We start from the raw sequence: 20606 nt of genomic DNA on the forward strand, positions 1-20606 counted from the left end.
GTGCCCGCGCGCCCCGGTGACCCGGGCGTTTATCCCTGATAGCCTCAGGTGCAGCCGGTGCGCACGTGCCGGGGTGGTCGACAGGTCCGATTGGCGGTCCTCGGTAGTGGCCGCCGGAACCCGACGCACGCGGGGTCGTTGAGAGCCGCGTGAGTGCCGTTCCGGCCGCTTCGATCGAAGGCCGAGGTCGTACCGGGACCCCCTTGACACGTGACCGGCGGCCCCGGCGGACCCGGATCCGCCGCGAGGCCCCATCGCCCCCGATACGACAGGAAACACATGTCACAGATCACGGCCGTCGAGATCGAAGACGGCGTCTTCGAATCCGTCGCGACCATCGACAACGGCGACTTCGGCCGCCGCGAGGTCCGTTTCGAGACCGGCCGGCTGGCCAAGCAGGCCGCCGGCTCGGTCGTCGCCTACCTCGACGACGACACGATGCTGCTGTCCGCAACCACCGCGGGCAAGCACCCCAAGGACCACTTCGACTTCTTCCCCCTGACGGTGGATGTCGAGGAGCGGATGTACGCCGCCGGCCGCATCCCCGGCTCGTTCTTCCGTCGTGAGGGTCGCCCCAGCACGGACGCGATCCTCACGTGCCGTCTCATCGACCGGCCGCTGCGCCCGACCTTCGCGGACGGTGTCCGCAACGAGGTCCAGGTCGTCGTGACCGTCATGAGCCTCGATCCCAAGGACCTCTACGACGTGGTGGCCATCAACGCCGCCTCCGCGTCCACCCAGCTGTCCGGGCTGCCCTTCTCGGGTCCCGTCGGCGGCGTGCGCGTCGCGCTCATCCCCACGGCCGCCGACCCGGCCGGCCAGTGGGTCGCGTTCCCGACCTCCGAGCAGCTCGAGGGGGCCGTGTTCGACATGGTCGTCGCCGGCCGCGTCGTCGGCTCGGGTGACGACGCGGACGTCGCGATCATGATGGTCGAGGCCGAGGCCACCGACAACGTCATCGAGAAGATCGCCGGCGGCGCACAGGCGCCCACCGAGGAGGTCGTCGCCCAGGGGCTCGAGGCCGCCAAGCCGTTCATCGCGGAGCTGTGCGCCGCCCAGCAGGCACTGGCCACCGCCGCGCCCGGGACGCCGCGCGAGTTCCCGCTGTTCCCGCCGTACGCGGACGACGCGTACGCCGCCGTCGCCGAGGTCGCGGAGACCAAGCTCGCCGACATCATGCGCATCGCGGACAAGCAGGACCGCGAGGTCGCGACCGACGAGCTCAAGGCGTCCGTGCTCGACGAGCTCGCCGACCGCTTCGCCGACCGCCTCGGCGAGATCGGTGCCGCGTTCAAGTCGCTGACCAAGAAGATCGTCCGCCAGCGGATCCTCACCGACCACTTCCGGATCGACGGCCGCGGCGTGCGCGACATCCGCGCGCTGTCCGCCGAGGTCGAGGTCATCCCGCGCGCCCACGGATCCGCGCTGTTCGAGCGCGGCGAGACCCAGATCATGGGCGTCACGACGCTCGACATGGTCAAGATGGCCCAGCAGATCGATTCGCTCGGGCCCGAGACCAGCAAGCGCTACATGCACCACTACAACTTCCCGCCGTACTCCACCGGTGAGACCGGCCGCGTGGGCTCGCCCAAGCGTCGCGAGATCGGCCACGGCGCGCTCGCCGAGCGTGCCCTCATGCCGGTGCTGCCCAGCGTCGAGGAGTTCCCCTACGCCATCCGCCAGGTCTCCGAGGCGCTCGGGTCCAACGGTTCCACCTCCATGGGCTCGGTGTGTGCGTCGACGCTGTCGCTGCTCAACGCCGGCGTGCCGCTCAAGGCGCCCGTCGCCGGCATCGCGATGGGCCTCGTCTCCGACGAGGTCGACGGCGAGACCCGCTACGTGGCCCTCACCGACATCCTCGGTGCCGAGGACGCGTTCGGCGACATGGACTTCAAGGTCGCCGGCACCGGGATGTTCGTCACCGCGCTGCAGCTGGACACGAAGCTCGACGGCATCCCGTCAGAGGTCCTGGCCGGTGCGCTCACGCAGGCCCGTGAGGCCCGCCTGACCATCCTGGACGTGATGGCCGAGGCGATCGACGAGCCGGACGAGCTGAGCCCGCTCGCGCCGCGCATCATCGCGATCAAGGTCCCCGTCGACAAGATCGGCGAGGTCATCGGGCCCAAGGGCAAGATGATCAACTCGATCACCGAGGAGACCGGCGCGTCCGTCTCGATCGAGGACGACGGCACCGTGTACATCGGCGCCACCGACGGCGAGTCGGCGCAGGCCGCGATCGACAAGATCAACGCCATCGCCAACCCGCAGCTGCCCAAGGTCGGCGAGCGGTTCCTCGGCACCGTGGTCAAGACCGCGCCCTTCGGCGCGTTCCTGTCGCTGCTGCCGGGCCGTGACGGCCTGGTCCACATCTCGAAGCTCGGCGGCGGCAAGCGCGTCGGCAAGGTCGAGGACGTGGTGAACGTCGGCGACAAGATGCAGGTCGAGATCGCCGACATCGACAACCGCGGCAAGATCAGCCTCGTGCCCGTGGGCGAGGACTCCGACAACGGCTCCGACGCGGACGCCGGCGGCGACGACTGATCCCGTGCCCGGCGCCCCCGGAGGGGCCCGGGCACATCCGAGGCACGCACCCCGCGCGGGGTGCGTGCCTCGTTCGTTCGAGCCGCGAGAAGCAGACCGACGATGGAGGGCCGTGAACCCAGAGATCCGCGTGGACCGGACGATCCCCGGCGTCAGAGTGGTGACCGAGGAACTCCCGTGGTGCCACACCGCCGCGGTCGGCATCTGGATAGGCGCCGGGTCGGCGGACGAGGGCCCCGACGAGCACGGCGCGGCCCACTTCCTCGAGCACGTCCTGTTCAAACGCACGACCACCGCGTCCGGGCGCGAGCTGTCCGAGCGGATCGACCTGCTCGGGGGCGACCTCAACGCCTACACCGGGCGCGAGCACACGTGCTACCACGTCCAGGTCCCCGCCGAGGGGCTGGACACCGCCGTCGACGTCCTGGTGGACGTGGTGGCCAACGGGTCCTGCGACCCGGAGGACGTCGAGGTGGAGCGCGACGTGGTGCTCGACGAACTGGCGGGTCGGGCGGACGATCCGGAGGACCTCGCGTGCGAGCTGGTGGCCACCGCGGCCCTGGGACGCGATCCGCTCGCCCGCCCGGTGATCGGCACGGAGGAGTCGGTCGAGGCGCTCGACACCGACACCCTCAGAGCGTTCCACCAGCGCATCCTCGGCTCCGGAGACGTCGTGGTGGCGGCCGCGGGACGCATCGACCACCACGCGCTCGTCGCCCGGATCGCCTGCGGACCGCTGCCCGTGGCGGTGGCGCGGAGTCTCCCCGGCGCGGATGCTCCCGCCCGGCCGGGCGGGAGCCCGCGGTCCATCGTCACGGCTCGCGGGCGGCTCGCCGTCGACCGCGCTGACCCCGGCTGGGCGACCGCTCCGGTGTTGGTCGGCGAGGACGAGGACTCCGAGCAGGCACTGCTCGCGCTGGCCCGCCGCACCCCCGCGCGGGGTCACGGCGACCGAGCGGCCGCCCAGATCGGCACCGCGGTCCTGGGCGGCGGGCTGAGCTCGCGCCTGTTCCAACGGATCCGGGAGGAGCTCGGTCTGGCCTATACGGTCTACGCCGGCATGGACCAGTTCCACCCGACCGGGCTGCTCACCGTGGTCGCCGGCTGCCCCGTCGACCGCGTCGGATCGCTGCTCGGGGAACTCGGCGACGTCGTCGACGGGATGCGCACGGCGCCGCCCTCGTCCGACGAGGTGGACCGTGCGATCGGGCACCTCACGGGCTCCATCAGGCTCGGCCTGGACGACCCCCTGTCCCGGATGACGCGGATCGGACGACACCTGCTCGACCGCGACCGGGTCGTGACGGTCGAGGACTCCGTGGCCCGGCTGCGGCGGGTCACCGCCGGTGAGGTCGCCGACTACTGGGGCGCCGAGTCCGCACCCTGGTGCCTGGCCGCCGTCGGACCCGGCATGCCGGACGACGGCGCGGCGGGATTGCTCGCGCGCGTCGGCGGATAGTCTGGGGAGGACGACGATGACCACGGAGGAGACGATGACGGTGACGAAGGTCGGGGTGCTCGGGGCACGCGGCAAGGTGGGTTCGGCGATCTGCGAGGCCGTTCGCGCGGCCGGGGACCTGGAGCTCGTCGCCGAGGTCGACCAGGGCGACCCGCTCAGCGCGCTCGTCGACGCGGGGGCCGAGGTCGTGGTCGATTTCACCCATCCCGATGTGGTCATGGGCAACCTGGAGTTCTGCGTCGCCAACGGCATCCACGCCGTGGTCGGCACGACCGGGTTCACCGACGAGCGCCTCGAGGCCCTCCGCGGTTGGCTCGCCGACAGTCCGGACACCGGGGTGTTGGTCGCACCCAACTTCGCGATCGGCGCGATCCTCATGATGAGGTTCGCCGTGCAGGCGGCGAAGTACTTCCCGTCCGCCGAGATCATCGAGCTCCATCACCCGAACAAGGCGGACGCGCCGTCCGGCACCGCGTACCGCACGGCCGCCATGATGGGCGCCGCGCGGGCCGAGGCGCGGCTCGGTCCGTCGCCGGACGCGACCTCCACCGCGCTCGACGGTGCCAGGGGAGCCGACGTCGACGGCGTCCGCGTCCACTCCGTCCGGCTGACCGGCCTGGTCGCGCACCAGGAGGTGCTCCTCGGGACGCAGGGGGAGACCCTGACGATCCGTCACGACTCGCTGGACCGGTCCTCGTTCGCCCCCGGCGTCCTGCTGGGTGTCCGCTCGATCGCCGGAGCCCCGGGGCTGACCGTGGGACTCGACGCCTTCATGGATCTGTAGGTCGCCCACAGTGGACAGAGTCGTCAAACCCCTGGTCATGGCCCTCACCGCGGCGGGCCTGGTGGTGGCCTTCCTCTACCTGCTCTACCTGGGGTGGTCGATGTTCCGCGCCTCGGAGCACCTGTCCGTCCGTGGTCTCGGGGTGGGGATCCTCCTGCTCGCCGTCGTCGGGGCGTGGGCCACCTGGGCGATCGTGCGCAACGGGCTGGAGCTGCAGAAGATCTCGGCCGCGGCCGCCGCCGAGGGCGTGGAGCTGGACCTCACCGGGCTAGACCGGCGCCCCTCCGGCCGTCTCGAGCGTGACGCGGCCGACGAGCTGTTCGACCGCGTCAGCGCCGAGTACCAGGCGGCGCCGGACGACTGGCGGTCCACCTACCGTCTCGCGCGCGCCTACGACCACGCCGGTGACCGCGTCCGGGCGCGGGAGATGATGCGCACGGCCATCTCGCTGCACGAGGCCGAATCGGCGCCGGGAGGGGACCCGCGATGAGCACCGTGTTGCTCGTCCACCACGCGCCGTCGCCGCGGCTGCGTCGCATCCTGGAGGCCCTCGAGACCGGGCTCGCCCATCCGGAGCTGGAGGGCATCGCGGTGGAGTCGGTACCCGCCCTGGCCACCACCGACGACCACGTCCTGCGAGCCGACGGCTACGTCCTGCTCACCCCGGCGAACTTCGGGTACATGTCCGGTGCGCTCAAGCACTTCTTCGACCGCACCTATTACACCTGCGAGGGCGCGGTCTCCGGCCGCCCCTACGCGTTGTGCGTGCACGGCGACAACGACACAGCGGGTGCGGTCACCTCCGTCGAACGCATCACGACCGGCTGGGGCCTACGTGCCGTGGGCCCGGCCGCACAGCTCACGGGCGAACCCACACGCGAGGACCTCGACGCCGTCGCCGAGGTCGCGGCCACGGTCGCCGCACACCTGCTCGGCTGAACCGCCGGGCGCACCACGTCACCACGAGGAGACCCATCATGTCCGAGCTCGTCCGGCGGCAGGTCCGCATGGTCGCGCACACCGAGTTCCTCCCACCCGACGAGGTCGGCTGGGAGACCGACGCGGAAGGGGGGTCCGCGCTCGCGGAGTTCGCCGGCCGGGCGTGCTACCAGAGCTGGGACAAGCCCAACCCGCGCACCGCGACCAACGCGGGGTACCTCCGTCACATCCTCGAGGTGGGGCACCTGTCGGTGTTCGAGCACGCCAGCGTGACCTTCTACATCACCGGTATCTCACGATCCTGTACCCACGAGCTGATCCGGCACCGACACTTCTCCTACAGCCAGCTCTCCCAGCGGTTCGTCCCGGAGCACGACTCGAAGGTCGTCCCGCCCCCGGCGATCGCCGACGACCCGGAATTGGTCGAGATCTTCCGCCGGGCCACCGACGCCTCACGCGACGCCTACGCGGAGATGCTCGCGAGGCTCGAGGAGAGGTTCGCGGACGTGCCCAACCCGATGTTGCGGCACAAGCAGGCCCGGCAGGCGGCCCGGTCGGTGTTGCCGAACGCCACCGAGACCCGCATCGTCGTGACCGGCAACTACCGCTCGTGGCGGCACTTCATCGGGATGCGCGCCACCGAGCACGCCGACACCGAGATCCGGGGCCTCGCGATCGACGTCCTGCGGCAGCTGCGCGAGGCCGCGCCGGCCGTGTTCTCGGACTTCGAGATCGCCACCCTCGAGGACGGATCGGAGATCGCGGTCAGCCCGTACGTGCTCGAGGGATGAGCACACCCGCCGGGTCGGAATCGGGATCCGGACCAGGCTGCGGGTACCCTGGGAGACCATGACACACGTGACCACCGGGGGGCCGACACCGGCCGGTAGTGGCCGGGCCCCCGCCGAGACAGGGCGCCCGGCGCCGTTCGGCACGGTCGTCACGGCGATGGTGACCCCGTTCGGGGCCGACGGCTACGTCGATCTCAAGGCCGTCGCACGTGTCGCGCGACATCTCGTGGACTCCGGATGCGACGGCCTCGTCGTGTCCGGGACCACGGGCGAGTCGCCCACCACCACCGACGCGGAGAAGATCGCGGTCCTCGAGACCGTCCTCGCCACTGTCGGGGACAGGGCGACGATCGTCGCGGGCGTCGGGACCTACGACACCGCGCACTCCGTGCACGCGGCCCGACAGGCCGCGGCCTCCGGGGCGCACGGACTGCTCGTCGTGACCCCGTACTACTCCAAGCCCACCCAGGCGGGCCTGGACGCCCATTTCCGCACCGTCGCCGACGCGACCGACCGGCCGGTGATGCTCTACGACATCCCCCCACGGTCGGTCGTCCCGATCCAGGCGGAGACGCTGATCGGTCTGTCCGCACACCCGAACATCGTGGCCGTCAAGGACGCGAAGGGTGACTTCCACGACGCGGTCACCGTCATGTCGCATTCCGACCTCATCTACTACTCGGGGGACGATCAACTCAACCTCCCGTGGCTCGCCGTCGGGGCGAGCGGCTTCGTCAGCGTGATCGGCCACGTGGCCGCGCCGCGTCTGGTCGAGCTACGCCGCGCGTTCCTGTCCGGAGACATCGAGACGGCCCGCCGGATCAACCTCGGACTCCTCCCGCTCTTCGACGCCCAGCGGGCGCTCGGGGGCGTGTCGATGTCCAAAGCAGCACTAGAACTTCTCGGGATCCCGGCCGGTGTGCCGCGACTCCCGCAGTTACCACCCACCGACGAGCAGCGAGGGGCCCTCGAGGCACTGCTGCTCAGAGCAGGAGTCACCAGATGACGGAAAGTTCCTCCACCGGCCGCGGACGCGGCCGTACCCGACGCGCCGCGGGCCGCCCCTCGGGCGAGCCGGCGCCCACCACCGCGGTGCAGTTCACCGAGCCGATCCCGGCCGCGGACACCCCTGCCGCCGAGTCGGCACCGACCCGATCCGGCAGGGACAAGGCTCAGCAGGACAAGAGCCAGCAGGACAAGGGCCAGCGCGGCGGCCAGCTGGGCAGGTCCGACCAGGGCAACGGCGGCCAGAACAAGGGCGGCCAGAACAAGGGCGAGCAGGACAAGGGCGGCCAGAGAAAGGCCGACCAGGGCAGGGCCCAGCAGGACTCGTCCAGGGGCGGCTCACGGGGTCGCGGTCGCGGTTCCGCCTCCGGCGGTCAGGAGGGTAGCGGCCAGAAGTCGGGCGGCCAGAAGCCCGCTGGTCAGAACGGCGGGAACCAGGACTCCGGCGGTCAGAACGGCGGACGCGGGCGCGGCGGCCGCAGCCGGGGTCGCGGACGCGGCGAGACCTCGACGGCCGAGTTCGGTGGCGTCAAGACCATGCAGGGCGGGGACATGACGGTCCGTCTGCCCAGCCCACCGAAGCCCCGCAAGGGTGCCCTGCGGATCGTCGCGCTCGGCGGCATCTCCGAGATCGGCCGGAACATGACGGTCTTCGAGTACGACTCGAAGTTGCTCATCGTGGACTGCGGCGTCCTGTTCCCGAGCTCGACCGAGCCCGGAGTCGACCTCATCCTCCCGGACTTCGGGCACATCGAGGACCGCCTGGACCAGGTCGAGGCGCTCGTCCTCACCCACGCCCATGAAGACCACATCGGGGCGATCCCGTTCCTGCTCAAGCTGCGCCCGGACATCCCCGTGGTGGGCTCCAAGTTCACCCTCGCGCTGGTGGCGGCCAAGTGCCAGGAGCACCGCATCAAGCCGGTGTTCCGCACGGTCGACGAGTCCAGCGTCAGTGACCTCGGCAAGTTCCAGGTCCGGTACTTCGACGTCAACCACTCGATCCCCGAGTGCCTGGGCGTGGTCATCAAGGCCGGCGACAACACGGTGATGATGTCCGGCGACATCAAGCTCGACCAGCTGCCCACCGACAAGCGCCCCACCGACCTGCCCAAGATGTCGCGGTTCGGCGACGAGGGTGTCGACCTGCTGCTCCTGGACTCAACCAACGCGACCACGCCGGGCATCAGCCCCTCCGAGTGCGGAGTCCGGCCCGCCCTGCAGCGGCTCATCGCCGACGCGCGCCAGCTCGTGGTGGTCGCCTGCTTCGCCTCCAACGTCTACCGCGTCCAGTCCGTAGTCGACGCGGCCGCCGCCACCGGCCGCAAGGTCGCGCTGACCGGTCGGTCGATGCTCCGCAACATGGAGATCGCGCTCGAGATGGGGCTCCTCACGGATCCGGACAGGGTTCTGGTGGACATGGACACCGCCGCCAAGCTGCCCTCCGAGAAGGTCCTCGTGATGACCACCGGTACGCAGGGTGAGGCCATGGCCGGACTCTCGCGGATGGCCCGCCGCGAGCACCGGCAGATCAACCTGTCAGAGGGTGACACCGTGCTGTTCTCCTCGTCGATCGTCCCGGGCAACGAGGAGTCCGTCTTCGGCGTTCAGAACGGACTGTCGCAGATGGGCGTGAACGTGGTCACCAGTCGCGAGGCGGACATCCACGTGTCCGGCCACGGGTACTCCGGCGAGCTGCTGTTCATCTACAACGCCGTTCGCCCGAAGAACGCCATGCCCGTGCACGGCGAGTGGCGGCACCTGCGGGCCAACAAGGCGCTGGCGATCGCCACCGGCGTGGCCGAGGAGAACGTCGTCCTCGCCCAGAACGGCGTGGTGGTGGACCTCGTCGACGGCAAGGCCTCCGTGGTGGGCCAGGTGCCGGTCGGCAACCTGTACGTAGACGGCCTGTCCACCGGCGACATCGGGGACACCGTGCTGGCGGATCGCACGGCCCTGAGCGAGGACGGCTTCATCGTCGCCACCGTCGTGGTGGACCCGCGCACGGGACGGCCCGTGAGCAAGCCGCAGATCATCGGCAAGGGCTTCACCGACGAGCCGGGCGCGCTGGCCCCGGTGGTCGAGCTGGTGGAGAACGCGCTGTGGGATCTCGCCGGCGAGGGCGAGACGGATCCGTACCGGATCGCCCAGGCGGTCCGTCGCGCCGTCGGCCGCTGGGTGTCGGAGAAGTGGCGCCGCAAGCCCATGATCGTGCCGACCGTCATCACGTCCGCCGTAGCCGAGGTCTGAGACCGTGGGTCCCGACCGTCCGAGCCTGGCCCAGCGGGAGCGGAGCGCTCTCGTCGAGACGATGCGCGCCGTCGGGCCGGACGCCCCCACGCTGTGCGAGGGATGGACGACAAGGGACCTGGCCGCCCACCTCGTCGTACGAGAGGGGCGGCCTGACGCCGCGGCCGGGGTCGTGGTCCCCGCGTTCGCGGATCGGCTCGAGCAGATCCGGCTCCGTGAGGCCGAGAGACCGTGGGAGGAGCTCCTGTCCGCGATCGCCGCGGGCGCGCCGTGGTACTCGCCGTTGCGCTACGCGGACCGCGTGGCCAACACGGCCGAGTACCTGGTCCACCACGAGGACGTCCGACGCGGCGGACCGGGGTGGACCAGGCGCGGGTTCGACCTCGAGGACCTCGAGCGGGTCTGGACGCTGGCCACCACCGTGGCGCGCACGTTCCTCCGCAAGGTCGACGCCCGCGTGGATCTGCGCACCCCTTCCGACATCGGCTCCGCGAAGATCGCACCGGTCTCGACGGGCGCCGCGTTGGCGCCCTTGGTGAGCGTCTCCGCCGATCCGGTCGAGCTGCTGCTGTGGGCGTTCGGTCGAGACGAGGTCGAGGTCGACATCTCCGGAGCGCAGCGGGGGATCGACGCGCTGCGGGCCGTTCCGCGAGGCCTGTAGAAGAGCCCCCCGCCCGTGTGGCTGCTGTTACCGGTGGTGCCTGAGACGATAGAGTGACGGTCATGGCATCCACCTCGAGCACGCGATCCTCCCGTGCCCCCGGCGGCCGACGTCCGGCTCCGACATCGGGAGCGAAGCGATCGACCACGTCCACCTCGTCGTCGTCACGGGGTGGCGGTTCCCGGCGTGGAGCGGTGGTCTCCACGCCCAAGAAGGGCACGCGTGGCGGCGCGCGGACGGCATCCCCGGCGCCCGAGCGGACCTCCGGTGCGTTCGGCGCCGTGGGCCGCGGCCTGCGCGGGGGATGGTCGGCGGTGGCCAAGGGAGTCGGGCACGGTGTCCGTGGCCTCGGAGGAGGGGACGACGACGACAAGGTGATCCCTCCGCACCGCCGGGACGGCCTCGGGCTCGTCCTCATCGGCATCGCTATCGTCTTCGCCGGCGCCGTGTGGTTCGGCGCGGCCGGGCCGGTCGGGGACTGGATCGACACCGGGATCCGCACGATCGTCGGCACCCCCGGCGCGTTGCTACCCCTGCTGCTGGGCGGGTGGGGCGTGCTCGTCATGGCGCGTGAGCCGCGACCGGACGTGCACTCGCGCTGGCTGGTCGGCGCCACTATCACCGCTCTGGGCGTCCTGGGCCTGTGGCACCTCGGCTCCGGCTCGCCGACCGATCCGGGCGGCGTGCGCTCCGGCGCCGGCGTCCTCGGCCGGATCGTGGGCGGCACGCTCGAGGCCGGGTTGTCGGTGTTCGTCGCCGTCCCGTTGCTCGTCCTCCTCGTGGCGTTCGGCGTCCTCGTGATCGTGGGTAGGCCGGCTCGCGAGATCCCCGGCATCGTCCGTGGCTTCTTCGGCTGGGACGGCAGTGGCGACATCGTCGACCACGACTACGACGACGCCGAGGGGGACTGGGACGACGAGGCGACCACCGCGTATCCGATCGCCGAGACCACGGGGCAGGAGGACTCCGGGCGTGCGGCCACGCGGCGCAGCTCGCGGCGGCGCGTCGCCGCCTGGTCCGACACCCCCACCACGGGCGAGACCGTCGAGATGCCGCGGGCCTCTCGCGGCGCCGCACAGGCACGGGACACCTCCGACGCGGACCTCCCCGGTGACGGCGCGACGCTCGACGACGAGACCCCGGCGCCGACCCGCACCCGGCGCGCCCCGCGCCGGACCGAGGTCCTGCCGGCCGGCGAGGACCCGGCGGCCGACCCCACGTCGGCGGCCGACCCCGCGGCCCGTGCCGCGGCGGAGGAGGCCCCCACCCGAGTGGCATCACCGCGGACCTCCGCACCCACGCCCGCGGCCCGTGCGTCCGCGCCCGCCCCGGTGACGCCCGCGGTGGACACCTCGGCCGTGCCGCAGACCAACACGCCGTCGACGCACACGGCCGCCGAGAGCGACACGGAGCGGCTCTCCTCGCAGACCCAGCTCCTCAGCGGCATCGACTACGCGCTGCCGCCGGTCAGCCTGCTCACCGCCGGCGACCCGCCCAAGGCGCGGAGCGAGTCCAACGACCAGATGATCGAGGCCATCCAGGGCGTTCTCGAGCAGTTCAAGATCGACGCCGCCGTCACCGGTTTCACCCGCGGCCCGACGGTCACCCGCTACGAGGTGGAGCTCGGACCGGGCGTCAAGGTCGAGAAGATCACCGCACTGCACCGCAACATCGCGTACGCGGTGGCGACGGACAACGTGCGACTGCTCGCGCCGATCCCCGGCAAGTCCGCCGTCGGTATCGAAGTGCCCAACCTCGACCGCGAACTCGTCCGGCTCGCCGACGTCCTCACCGACCCCAAGACCGCGAGCAAGCACAACCCCATGCTCATCGGTCTGGGCAAGGACATCGAGGGCGACTTCGTCACTGCCGACCTCGCCAAGATGCCGCACCTGCTGGTCGCCGGCTCGACCGGCTCCGGTAAGTCGAGCTTCGTCAACTCGATGCTCGTGTCGCTGCTCACGCGCGCCACCCCGGACGAGGTCCGTCTCATCCTCATCGACCCCAAGATGGTCGAGCTCACGCCGTACGAGGGCATCCCGCACCTCATCACGCCGATCATCACGCAGCCCAAGAAGGCGGCCGCGGCCCTGGCGTGGCTCGTGGAGGAAATGGAGCAGCGCTATCAGGACATGAAGTCCACGCGGGTACGGCACATCACCGACTTCAACGAGCGCGTGAAGTCCGGGGCCATCACCGCGCCGCCCGGCAGCGAGCGGGTCTACCGCCCGTACCCGTACATCGTGGCCGTCGTCGACGAGCTCGCCGACCTCATGATGACCGCACCGCGCGACATCGAGGACGCGATCGTCCGCATCACCCAGAAGGCGCGCGCCGCCGGCATCCACCTCGTGCTGGCCACGCAGCGGCCGTCGGTCGACGTGGTCACCGGCCTGATCAAGACGAACGTGCCGTCGCGGCTGGCGTTCGCCACCTCGTCACTGACGGACTCGCGCGTCATCCTCGACCAGGCGGGCGCCGAGAAGCTCATCGGTATGGGTGACGGCCTGTTCATCCCGATGGGCGCCTCCCGCCCCATCCGTATGCAGGGCGCGTTCATCACCGACGAGGAGATCCACGAGGTCGTCGACTACGCCAAGAACCAGGCCGAGCCGGAGTACGACGAGTCCATCACCGCCGCGAAGGACGACGGCAAGAAGGACATCGACTCCGACATCGGGGACGACCTCGACGACCTGCTCGCCGCGGTCGAGCTCGTGGTCTCGAGCCAGTTCGGCTCCACCTCGATGCTCCAGCGCAAGTTGCGCGTGGGGTTCGCCAAGGCGGGCCGCCTCATGGATCTCATGGAGTCCCGCGACATCGTGGGCCCCTCGGAGGGGTCCAAGGCGCGCGAGGTCCTGGTCAAGCCCGAGGAGCTGGCGTCGGTGCTGTGGATGATCAAGGGCGGGACCCCGCCCGAGGACGATCCCGGCGAGCAGCCCGCCGAACTCGACGCGCCGGCCGAGACGCCGGTCGGATAGCGGTCAGGAGAAGGCGCCGAAGACGGGCCTCCACTCCCGCACCGTGATCTCCGAGACCATCCCGCGTAGGCAGTGGGGGTCGTCGTTCACGAGGGAGCGCGCGGCCTCGTCGTCGTCGGCCTCCACGAGCAGCAACGCGCCTGAACCGTCGACGAACGGTCCCACGGACCGGATGGCGCCGGCGGTGACCTGCGCGTCCAGCCACTCACGGTGGGCGGGTTTGTTGGCCTCGCGCTCCTCGCTCTGGGCGGCCTCGTAGCGGTAGGTGACGGCGAACAGCGGCATGGGTGGCTCTCCCTCGGGGGTCGGCGGTGACGGGCGGGGGTGCGCCCGGGGCCAAGGGTATTCCCCGGGGTCTCGCTAAGGTGTGGGGGTGACTGCTTCCACGCGCGAGGACGGGCGACCCGCCGCCGACGTCCCCGTCCTCAACATCGCGAACGTCCTCACCGTGCTGCGGATCCTCCTCGTGCCCGTCTTCGTCGTGATGTTCTTCGTCGCGGGCGCCCAGGAGCCGTGGTGGCGGGTGGGCGCGTTCGTCGTCTTCGCCGTGGCCATGCTCACCGACTACGTGGACGGCTACCTCGCGCGGCGGCTCGGCCTGGTGACCGACTTCGGCAAGATCGCCGACCCGATCGCGGACAAGGCGCTCATCTCCGCCGCACTCATCTCGCTGTCCCTCGTGGGCGAGCTGTTCTGGGCGGTGACCGTCGTGATCCTCGTCCGCGAGGTGGGTATCACGCTCTGGCGCCTGTTCGGCGTCGACTACGTGGTGGCCGCCAGCAAGGGCGGCAAACTCAAGACCGTGACCCAGACCCTCGGCGTGGGAATGCTCATCCTGCCGCTGCCGCACTGGGTGTGGCCCGCCGAGTGGGTCGTCATGGGCATCGCCGTGGCGCTGACCGTGTACACGGGCGTGGACTACCTGGTCAAGGCCAGGCGGGCCGCGCTCGTGCGGAGCTGAGACCGGTATGGACGCCGTACCGCCGTCGCCGGACACCGCCCCACCGTCACCGGCCGCCGCGGCGGCCGTCGCCGCGCTCCGCGACCGCGGGTGGACGCTGGGCACTGCCGAGTCCCTCACCGCCGGGTTGCTCGCCGCGACCGTCGCCGAGGTTCCTGGCGCGAGTGCCGTGCTGCGCGGGGGACTGGTCGTCTACGCGACCGCCCTCAAGCACGAGCTCGCCGATGTGCCCACCGACGTCCTCGAGCGCCACGGCGCGGTGTCCCCGGAGACCGCACGCGCCCTCGCCACGGGCGCGGCACGACGCTGCGGGGCGGAGGTGGGCGTGGGACTGACCGGCGTCGCCGGGCCCGACACCCAGGAGTGCAGACCGGTGGGCACCGTGTACGTGGGCCTGACGACCCCGGACCGCGCGGCGTGGTCGGTGCCGCTGTCCCTGTCGGGCGGCCGGTCCGCGATCCGCCGCGCGGCCTGCGAGTCGGCGTTGGCGCTGGTCGTCGCCGCGGCCGGTGGGGATACGGGGGGCGACGACGGCGACGGGAACGAATCCGGGAACTGACGCGTTGTACCGAGTGATGCCGAACATCCAGATGACCACACTGCCCCGACCGGACCAGCCCGGAGCGACTCCGCTGCTGCGCGAGACCCTCGGTACCGTCCTGCGCGGGCTTCGCGGGGAGACGGGTCGGACCCTGCGTGACGTGGCCGACGCCGCGCGGGTCAGCCCGGGCTATCTCTCCGAGATCGAACGCGGCCGCAAGGAGGCCTCGAGCGAGCTCCTCGCCTCCATCTCGGGGGCGCTCGACGTATCCCTGGGCGAGATCCTCATCCGCGCCGCGCTCGAGGTCTCGCCTCCCGGGACCCTCGCGGAACCCGTACTCGCGGCCTGACAGTGCCGCCGCGTCGCCCGGTGGTCGCACACGGGCGTCGTTCGGTACCGTGGAACAGACCCGTCGTCCGAATCGGCAGAAGGACACTACGCAGCGATGGCCAATCCGTTCACCAAGGCATGGCGCTACCTCATGGCGTTGTTCGATTCGAAGATCGACGAGAATGCTGACCCCAAGGTTCAGATCCAGCAGGCGATCGCCGACGCGCAGCGCCAGCACCAGCAGCTCTCGCAGCAGGCCGCGGCGGTGATCGGCAACCAGCGTCAGCTGGAGATGAAGCTCAACCGGCAGCTCGCGGACATCGAGAAGCTCCAGGGGTCGACCCGCCAGGCGCTGCAGATGTCCGAGCAGGCGCGCAACAACGGCGACATGCAGAAGGCCACCGAGTACGAGAACGCCGCGGAGGCGTTCGCCGCGCAGCTCGTGACCGCCGAGCAGAACGTCGAGGATCTCAAGGGTCTTCACGACCAGTCGCTCCAGGCCGCCGCGCAGGCCAAGAAGGCCGTCGAGCAGAACGCCATGGTTCTGCAACAGAAGGTCGCCGAGCGCACCAAACTGCTCAGCCAGCTCGAGCAGGCCAAGATGCAGGAACAGGTCAGCGCCTCCCTGCAGTCGATGTCGGAGCTGTCGTCGGGCGGCAACACCCCGAACCTCGACCAGGTCCGCGACAAGATCGAGCGTCGCTACGCCAACGCCCTCGGCTCCGCCGAGCTCGCGCAGAACTCCGTGCAGGGCCGGATGCTCGAGGTCGAGCAGGCGTCGACCCAGATGGCCGGTCACAGCCGCCTCGAGCAGATCCGGGCGTCGATGAAGGCCGAGGGCGGCCAGCTCGGCCAGGGCTCCGGTGCCGCCGGTCAGATCGGCCAGGGCCAGTCCCAGCCGGCCACCCCGCCGCAGCAGCAGGCGCAAACCGAACAGCAGTGATTTCTGGGCAACGGGCCGTCGGCGAGCGTGCCGGCGGCCCGTTGTCGTCCGCAGGGGAGGGTGAGACGTGACGCTGACCGAGTTCCAGGCACGCACGGTCGAGGCGTTCGGTACGCTGCGCGCCGACCATCTGGTGCGCTCGCACCACCTGGCGGCGTGCGGCGGTAGGACCGCACGCGAGGCAATCGACGCGGGGGAGTCCGTCAAGCGCGTGTGGCTCGCACTGTGCGACGAGTTCGAGGTGCCCGAGCATCTGCGCTAGGCGGATCCGCGGGGCGTGTCCCTCGACCTCGAACACCCGTTCGGCTACACTCAAGGGTATGTGATGGCGGGTCCACCGTCCACAGGGATCCACAGGGCGTGCCTCCTCCACAGGGGGAGGTCGCCGGATACGGCGCGAGGGGTTCGTGTCGTACCCGGCAGCTAACGTCCGCGAGTGAAGACCACACAGACCGATCGGCCGGAGGCCGGGGGTCGGACCGAGAACGGAGCATGAGATGGCAGGCAAGGCCAAGGCGGGCTCGAGCAAGCCCGGAGCCGCCCAGAACCGCGAGCAGGCGCTGGAGCTGGCTCTGGCGCAGATCGACAAGGCCTACGGCAAGGGCTCCGTCATGCGGCTGGGCGATGACACCCGGCCGCCGGTCCAGGTCATCCCGTCGGGCGCGCTGTCGCTCGACGTGGCACTGGGCGTGGGCGGGTTCCCCCGGGGCCGCGTCGTGGAGATCTACGGCCCGGAGTCCTCGGGTAAGACCACGGTCGCGTTGCACGCCGTGGCCAACGCCCAGGCGGCCGGAGGCATCGCGGCGTTCATCGACGCGGAGCACGCGCTCGACCCGGAGTACGCCCGCAAGCTGGGCGTGGACACGGACAATCTCATCGTCTCGCAGCCCGACACCGGTGAGCAGGCGCTGGAGATCGCGGACATGCTGGTCAAGTCCGGCGCGATCGACATCCTCGTGATCGACTCCGTCGCGGCGCTGGTGCCGCGTGCGGAGATCGAGGGCGAGATGGGTGACAGCCACGTCGGCCTGCAGGCCCGGCTCATGAGCCAGGCGCTGCGCAAGATGACCGGCGCGCTGCACAACACCGGCACCACCGCGATCTTCATCAACCAGCTGCGCGAGAAGATCGGTGTGATGTTCGGTTCGCCGGAGACCACCACCGGCGGTAAGGCCCTCAAGTTCTACGCGTCCGTCCGTCTGGACGTCCGCCGCATCGAGACCCTCAAGGACGGCGCCGACGCGGTCGGTAACCGCACCAAGGTCAAGGTCGTCAAGAACAAGGTCGCACCGCCGTTCAAGATCGCCGAGTTCGACATCCTGTACGGCGAGGGCATCAGCCGCGAGGGCTCGCTCATCGACATGGGTGTGGACAACGGCTTCATCAAGAAGTCCGGCTCCTGGTTCACCTACGGTCAGGACCAGCTGGGCCAGGGTAAGGAGAACGCTCGCCGCTACCTCAAGGACAACCCGTCGGTGCGGGACGAGATCGAGCGGAAGATCCTCGACAAGCTCAACATCGGTGCGGGCGCGGAGATCGCGGAGATCGAGGCGGAGTCCGATGAGGACGCTCCGATCGACGTGGTGCCCGTCGACTTCTGATGCCGGGCCGCTCCACGCGGTCGGGCCGGTCCGGCGGGCCGGGCCCGGCCGGCGGGGGCATCGACGCGGACGGGTTGCGCGCCGCCATCGCCGCCGTGGAGTCGCGGCCCTCGAGCACCGCGGACCTTCCCCCCTTGGCACCGGAGGCGCACGAAGCCGCCACGTCCGCCCTGCGGCTGCTGCGACATCGGCCGCGCAGTGAGCACGAACTCCGTCAGCGGTTGATCGCCAAGGAGTTCGCGCCGTCGGCCGTCGACGAGGCGCTCGATCGCGTCCGTGCGTGGGGCCTGCTCGACGACGCCGAGTTCGCCGCCGAGTGGGTCCGCGGACGCCGGCGCCGCCGCGGCCGCTCGCGCGGGGCGCTCGAGCGGGAGCTGCGCGACAAGGGCGTGGCCGAGGGACACATCGCGAACGCGGTGGCCGATATCGACGAGTCCGACGAGCGTCGGCAGGCGACTGAACTCGCGCGCGCCCGGCTCGGCAGACGCCCGGCCGCCGCGCTCTCCGGGCCCGAGGCGCAGGGCGAGCGGCGGCGGCTCGTCGCATTCCTCGCCCGGCGGGGTTATCCCACGGGGTTGGCGATGTCCGTCGTGGACGCCGAATTGGCGGCCCACGCCTCGCCCTGAGTACCCTGGCCTGCGTGGATTCTCTCGTGACCGACCTGCATCCGGCGGCGGAGAACGCCCCCGCCGAGGGCGTGGACCGCCGCACCTACCAGGTGCGCACCTTCGGATGCCAGATGAACGTCCATGACTCCGAACGGCTCTCCGGGGTGCTCGACGCCGCCGGCTACGTGCCCTTCGAGGGCGACGCCGACCCGGCCACCGGCAGCCTGCCGGACCTCGTTGTGTTCAACACTTGCGCGGTCCGTGAGAACGCCGACAACCGGCTCTACGGCACCCTCGGCCATCTGCGGCCGTGGAAGGACGCCAACCCCCGACTACAGATCGCCGTCGGCGGATGCCTGGCGCAGAAGGACAAGGACGCCGTCGTCTCGCGGGCGCCGTGGGTCGATGTCGTGTTCGGCACCCACAACCTCGGGCACCTGCCGACCCTCCTCGACCGCTCCCGGCACAACGAGCGGGCCGAGGTGGAGATCGCCGACTCCCTGCAGCACTTCCCCTCGACCCTGCCGGCGACCCGTGACTCCGCCTACGCCGGCTGGGTCTCCGTCTCCGTCGGCTGCAACAACACCTGCACGTTCTGCATCGTGCCGTCCCTGCGCGGCAAGGAGGTGGACCGCCGCCCCGGCGAGGTCCTCGCGGAGATGCAGGCCCTCGCCGACGAGGGCGTACTCGAGGTGACGCTGCTCGGCCAGAACGTCAACGCCTACGGACGGTCGTTCCACGACCCCGACGAGCCGTCCGACAAGGGCGCGTTCGCCAAGCTCCTCCGCGCGGCCGGCCGGATCGAGGGCATCGAGCGGATCCGCTTCACCTCGCCCCACCCCGCCGAGTTCACCGACGACGTCATCGAGGCCATGGCCTCCACCCCGACCGTCTGCCCGCAGCTGCACATGCCGCTGCAGTCCGGCTCCGACCGCGTCCTGCGCGCCATGCGGCGCTCCTACCGCTCCGAGCGCTTCCTCGGCATCATCGACCGCGTCCGCGCGGCCATGCCGCACGCCGCCATCACGACCGACATCATCGTCGGCTTCCCCGGTGAGACCGAGGAGGACTTCCAGGCGACCCTCGACGTCGTCGAGAAGGCCCGGTTCTCCAGTGCCTTCACCTTCCAGTACTCGCCCCGCCCCGGCACCCCGGCGGCCACGATGGAGGACCAGATTCCCAAGACCGTGGTCCAGGAGCGGTACGAACGGCTCATCGCCCTCCAGGAGCGGATCACCCTGGAGGAGAACCAGGCGCAGGTCGGGCGCGTCGTCGAACTGCTCGTCACCGCCGACGAGGGCCGCAAGGACGCCGCCACCGCCCGCATGACCGGCCGTGCCCGCGACGGTCGCCTCGTGCACTTCGCGCCCGTCGGAGAAGCCGCCGACCGGGTGCGCCCCGGCGACGTCGTCACCACCCGCGTCACCGCCGCCGCCCCGCACCACCTGCTCGCCGACGACGGTGTCCTCAGCTACCGCGCCACGCGCGCCGGGGACCGCCACGAGGAGGGCCGCAAGCCCGAGACGCCACCGATCGGCGTGGGGCTGGGGCTGCCCACCCTGCGCCGCGAGACCGCCCCCGCCGCCACCATCGAGAAGGGATGCCCCACGTGAGCACCGACGACGACCGACGCGACCCTATCGCAGGGATCATGGAGGTCACCCGCAACGCGGAATCGGAACTGCGCTCGAAGGACCGCATCCTCGGACGCACGCTCGTGATCGGCCGGGCCTACCTCGCCTCGGCCGTCCTCATCGTGCTGCTCGCCGCAGCGCTCGCGCTCCCGCACAGCGACGGCGTCCGCGGATTCGACGTCCTGTTCTTCACCGACGTGGCCCGCGAGCAGTACACGTCGCTACCGTCCCACCTGTTCGTCCTCCTGTACTCGGTGGGCACCATCGTCTTCGGCGCCGTAATGATCCTGACGCAGAAGTGGTGGGCCGCCGGAATCGCGTGGAGCACGGCCTGTGTGGCCGCCGTGTACGGCGTGCTGGCGATCTGGCTGCGCCAGTCCGGCCGCGGGCCCAACGCGGACTTCCAGGACTTCGGCGGGCCGGGCTTCGGCCTCTACCTCAGCGAACTGCTCGTGCTGGCGCTGGTCGCCACCCTCGCCGCGGTGCTGTGGTCGCGGACTCCCGAGCAGCGACAGCTGGAAGAGGACGCGCGGCACGGCGACGGGGCCTGACCACACCCGCGTAGACGCCGGGAGCCCGG

At 71.0% G+C, this 20606-nt stretch carries 20 protein-coding genes; 19 read left to right on the top strand and 1 reads right to left on the bottom strand.

The window, feature by feature from the left end; all coding sequences use genetic code 11:
• The first annotated feature begins 279 nt into the window (after positions 1-279).
• From DPA01S_RS08800 to DPA01S_RS08845, 10 genes are all read left to right on the top strand, one after another.
• The gene (locus tag DPA01S_RS08800) at positions 280-2541 is read left to right on the top strand and encodes a polyribonucleotide nucleotidyltransferase (protein ID WP_061227731.1); all 2262 of its coding nucleotides are present in this window, start codon (positions 280-282) and stop codon (positions 2539-2541) included.
• Between the two features lie 112 nt (positions 2542-2653).
• Positions 2654-4000 carry a M16 family metallopeptidase gene (locus tag DPA01S_RS08805; protein WP_061227730.1) on the top strand — a complete coding sequence of 449 codons (1347 nt, stop codon included), beginning with the start codon at positions 2654-2656 and terminating at the stop codon, positions 3998-4000.
• Between the two features lie 34 nt (positions 4001-4034).
• The gene (dapB, locus tag DPA01S_RS08810) at positions 4035-4784 is read left to right on the top strand and encodes a 4-hydroxy-tetrahydrodipicolinate reductase (RefSeq protein ID WP_061227797.1); all 750 of its coding nucleotides are present in this window, start codon (positions 4035-4037) and stop codon (positions 4782-4784) included.
• A gap of 10 nt (positions 4785-4794) precedes the next feature.
• Positions 4795-5274 carry a hypothetical protein gene (locus DPA01S_RS08815; RefSeq protein ID WP_061227729.1) on the top strand — a complete coding sequence of 160 codons (480 nt, stop codon included), beginning with the start codon at positions 4795-4797 and terminating at the stop codon, positions 5272-5274.
• Entirely contained in the window at positions 5271-5723 is a 453-nt protein-coding gene (locus tag DPA01S_RS08820; RefSeq protein ID WP_007629933.1) for a flavodoxin family protein, read from the top strand. The genes DPA01S_RS08815 and DPA01S_RS08820 overlap by 4 nt, the downstream gene beginning before the upstream one ends.
• A 38-nt stretch (positions 5724-5761) precedes the next feature.
• Positions 5762-6514: an FAD-dependent thymidylate synthase gene (gene thyX / locus DPA01S_RS08825; RefSeq protein WP_007629931.1), complete on the top strand. Its 753-nt coding sequence runs from the start codon at positions 5762-5764 to the stop codon at positions 6512-6514.
• Between the two features lie 58 nt (positions 6515-6572).
• A complete protein-coding gene (gene dapA, locus DPA01S_RS08830; protein WP_043567479.1) occupies positions 6573-7520 on the top strand; it encodes a 4-hydroxy-tetrahydrodipicolinate synthase in 948 nt (315 codons plus the stop codon).
• Complete coding sequence (locus DPA01S_RS08835) at positions 7517-9766, top strand: ribonuclease J (RefSeq protein ID WP_061915537.1); 2250 nt, start codon at positions 7517-7519, stop codon at positions 9764-9766. The genes dapA and DPA01S_RS08835 overlap by 4 nt, the downstream gene beginning before the upstream one ends.
• Before the next feature lie 4 nt (positions 9767-9770).
• A complete protein-coding gene (locus DPA01S_RS08840) occupies positions 9771-10427 on the top strand; it encodes a TIGR03085 family metal-binding protein (RefSeq protein WP_083324192.1) in 657 nt (218 codons plus the stop codon).
• A 62-nt stretch (positions 10428-10489) separates the two neighbouring features.
• Complete coding sequence (locus tag DPA01S_RS08845) at positions 10490-13408, top strand: DNA translocase FtsK (protein ID WP_084374731.1); 2919 nt, start codon at positions 10490-10492, stop codon at positions 13406-13408.
• A 3-nt stretch (positions 13409-13411) separates the two neighbouring features.
• Here the strand turns inward: DPA01S_RS08845 and DPA01S_RS08850 are convergent, their stop codons facing one another.
• Positions 13412-13693 carry a YciI family protein gene (locus DPA01S_RS08850; protein WP_061227727.1) on the bottom strand — a complete coding sequence of 94 codons (282 nt, stop codon included), beginning with the start codon at positions 13691-13693 and terminating at the stop codon, positions 13412-13414.
• Positions 13694-13781: 88 nt separating this feature from the next.
• On the opposite strand from DPA01S_RS08850, the gene pgsA reads away from it, so the two are divergent.
• The 9 genes from pgsA (at position 13782) to DPA01S_RS08895 (ending at position 20577) form a co-directional block, all read left to right on the top strand.
• Entirely contained in the window at positions 13782-14369 is a 588-nt protein-coding gene (pgsA, locus tag DPA01S_RS08855) for a CDP-diacylglycerol--glycerol-3-phosphate 3-phosphatidyltransferase (RefSeq protein WP_061227726.1), read from the top strand.
• Between the two features lie 7 nt (positions 14370-14376).
• Positions 14377-14928: a nicotinamide-nucleotide amidohydrolase family protein gene (locus DPA01S_RS08860; protein ID WP_061227725.1), complete on the top strand. Its 552-nt coding sequence runs from the start codon at positions 14377-14379 to the stop codon at positions 14926-14928.
• Positions 14929-14959: 31 nt separating this feature from the next.
• The gene (locus DPA01S_RS08865) at positions 14960-15259 is read left to right on the top strand and encodes a helix-turn-helix domain-containing protein (protein ID WP_371412126.1); all 300 of its coding nucleotides are present in this window, start codon (positions 14960-14962) and stop codon (positions 15257-15259) included.
• Between the two features lie 96 nt (positions 15260-15355).
• On the top strand, positions 15356-16183 hold the full coding sequence (locus DPA01S_RS08870; protein ID WP_061227723.1) for a PspA/IM30 family protein: 828 nt from the start codon (positions 15356-15358) through the stop codon (positions 16181-16183).
• Positions 16184-16250: 67 nt separating this feature from the next.
• A complete protein-coding gene (locus tag DPA01S_RS08875; protein ID WP_061227722.1) occupies positions 16251-16445 on the top strand; it encodes a DUF3046 domain-containing protein in 195 nt (64 codons plus the stop codon).
• Between the two features lie 235 nt (positions 16446-16680).
• Positions 16681-17784: a recombinase RecA gene (recA, locus tag DPA01S_RS08880; RefSeq protein ID WP_007627535.1), complete on the top strand. Its 1104-nt coding sequence runs from the start codon at positions 16681-16683 to the stop codon at positions 17782-17784.
• Complete coding sequence (locus tag DPA01S_RS08885) at positions 17784-18410, top strand: regulatory protein RecX (protein WP_061227721.1); 627 nt, start codon at positions 17784-17786, stop codon at positions 18408-18410. The genes recA and DPA01S_RS08885 overlap by 1 nt, the downstream gene beginning before the upstream one ends.
• Positions 18411-18436: 26 nt before the next feature.
• Complete coding sequence (gene miaB, locus DPA01S_RS08890; RefSeq protein WP_083961574.1) at positions 18437-20005, top strand: tRNA (N6-isopentenyl adenosine(37)-C2)-methylthiotransferase MiaB; 1569 nt, start codon at positions 18437-18439, stop codon at positions 20003-20005.
• Positions 19993-20577, top strand: coding sequence for an Rv2732c family membrane protein (locus DPA01S_RS08895; RefSeq protein WP_061227719.1), 585 nt, complete (start codon positions 19993-19995; stop codon positions 20575-20577). Before miaB ends, DPA01S_RS08895 begins: the two co-directional genes overlap by 13 nt.
• Positions 20578-20606: the final 29 nt, after the last annotated feature.

Source organism: Dietzia papillomatosis NBRC 105045, assembly GCF_001570845.1.
Lineage (GTDB): Bacteria > Actinomycetota > Actinomycetes > Mycobacteriales > Mycobacteriaceae > Dietzia > Dietzia cinnamea.

Bases quoted from the DNA above. Each gene is read 5' to 3' on its own strand.
- DPA01S_RS08800 (WP_061227731.1), top strand. From the start codon at position 280: ATGTCACAGATCACGGCCGTCGAGATCGAAGACGGCGTCTTCGAATCC.
- dapB (WP_061227797.1), top strand. From the start codon at position 4,035: ATGACGGTGACGAAGGTCGGGGTGCTCGGGGCACGCGGCAAGGTGGGT.
- DPA01S_RS08820 (WP_007629933.1), top strand. From the start codon at position 5,271: ATGAGCACCGTGTTGCTCGTCCACCACGCGCCGTCGCCGCGGCTGCGT.
- thyX (WP_007629931.1), top strand. From the start codon at position 5,762: ATGTCCGAGCTCGTCCGGCGGCAGGTCCGCATGGTCGCGCACACCGAG.
- dapA (WP_043567479.1), top strand. From the start codon at position 6,573: ATGACACACGTGACCACCGGGGGGCCGACACCGGCCGGTAGTGGCCGG.
- DPA01S_RS08835 (WP_061915537.1), top strand. From the start codon at position 7,517: ATGACGGAAAGTTCCTCCACCGGCCGCGGACGCGGCCGTACCCGACGC.
- DPA01S_RS08845 (WP_084374731.1), top strand. From the start codon at position 10,490: ATGGCATCCACCTCGAGCACGCGATCCTCCCGTGCCCCCGGCGGCCGA.
- DPA01S_RS08850 (WP_061227727.1), bottom strand. From the start codon at position 13,693: ATGCCGCTGTTCGCCGTCACCTACCGCTACGAGGCCGCCCAGAGCGAG.
- DPA01S_RS08860 (WP_061227725.1), top strand. From the start codon at position 14,377: ATGGACGCCGTACCGCCGTCGCCGGACACCGCCCCACCGTCACCGGCC.
- DPA01S_RS08865 (WP_371412126.1), top strand. From the start codon at position 14,960: ATGACCACACTGCCCCGACCGGACCAGCCCGGAGCGACTCCGCTGCTG.
- DPA01S_RS08870 (WP_061227723.1), top strand. From the start codon at position 15,356: ATGGCCAATCCGTTCACCAAGGCATGGCGCTACCTCATGGCGTTGTTC.
- recA (WP_007627535.1), top strand. From the start codon at position 16,681: ATGGCAGGCAAGGCCAAGGCGGGCTCGAGCAAGCCCGGAGCCGCCCAG.
- DPA01S_RS08885 (WP_061227721.1), top strand. From the start codon at position 17,784: ATGCCGGGCCGCTCCACGCGGTCGGGCCGGTCCGGCGGGCCGGGCCCG.
- DPA01S_RS08895 (WP_061227719.1), top strand. From the start codon at position 19,993: ATGCCCCACGTGAGCACCGACGACGACCGACGCGACCCTATCGCAGGG.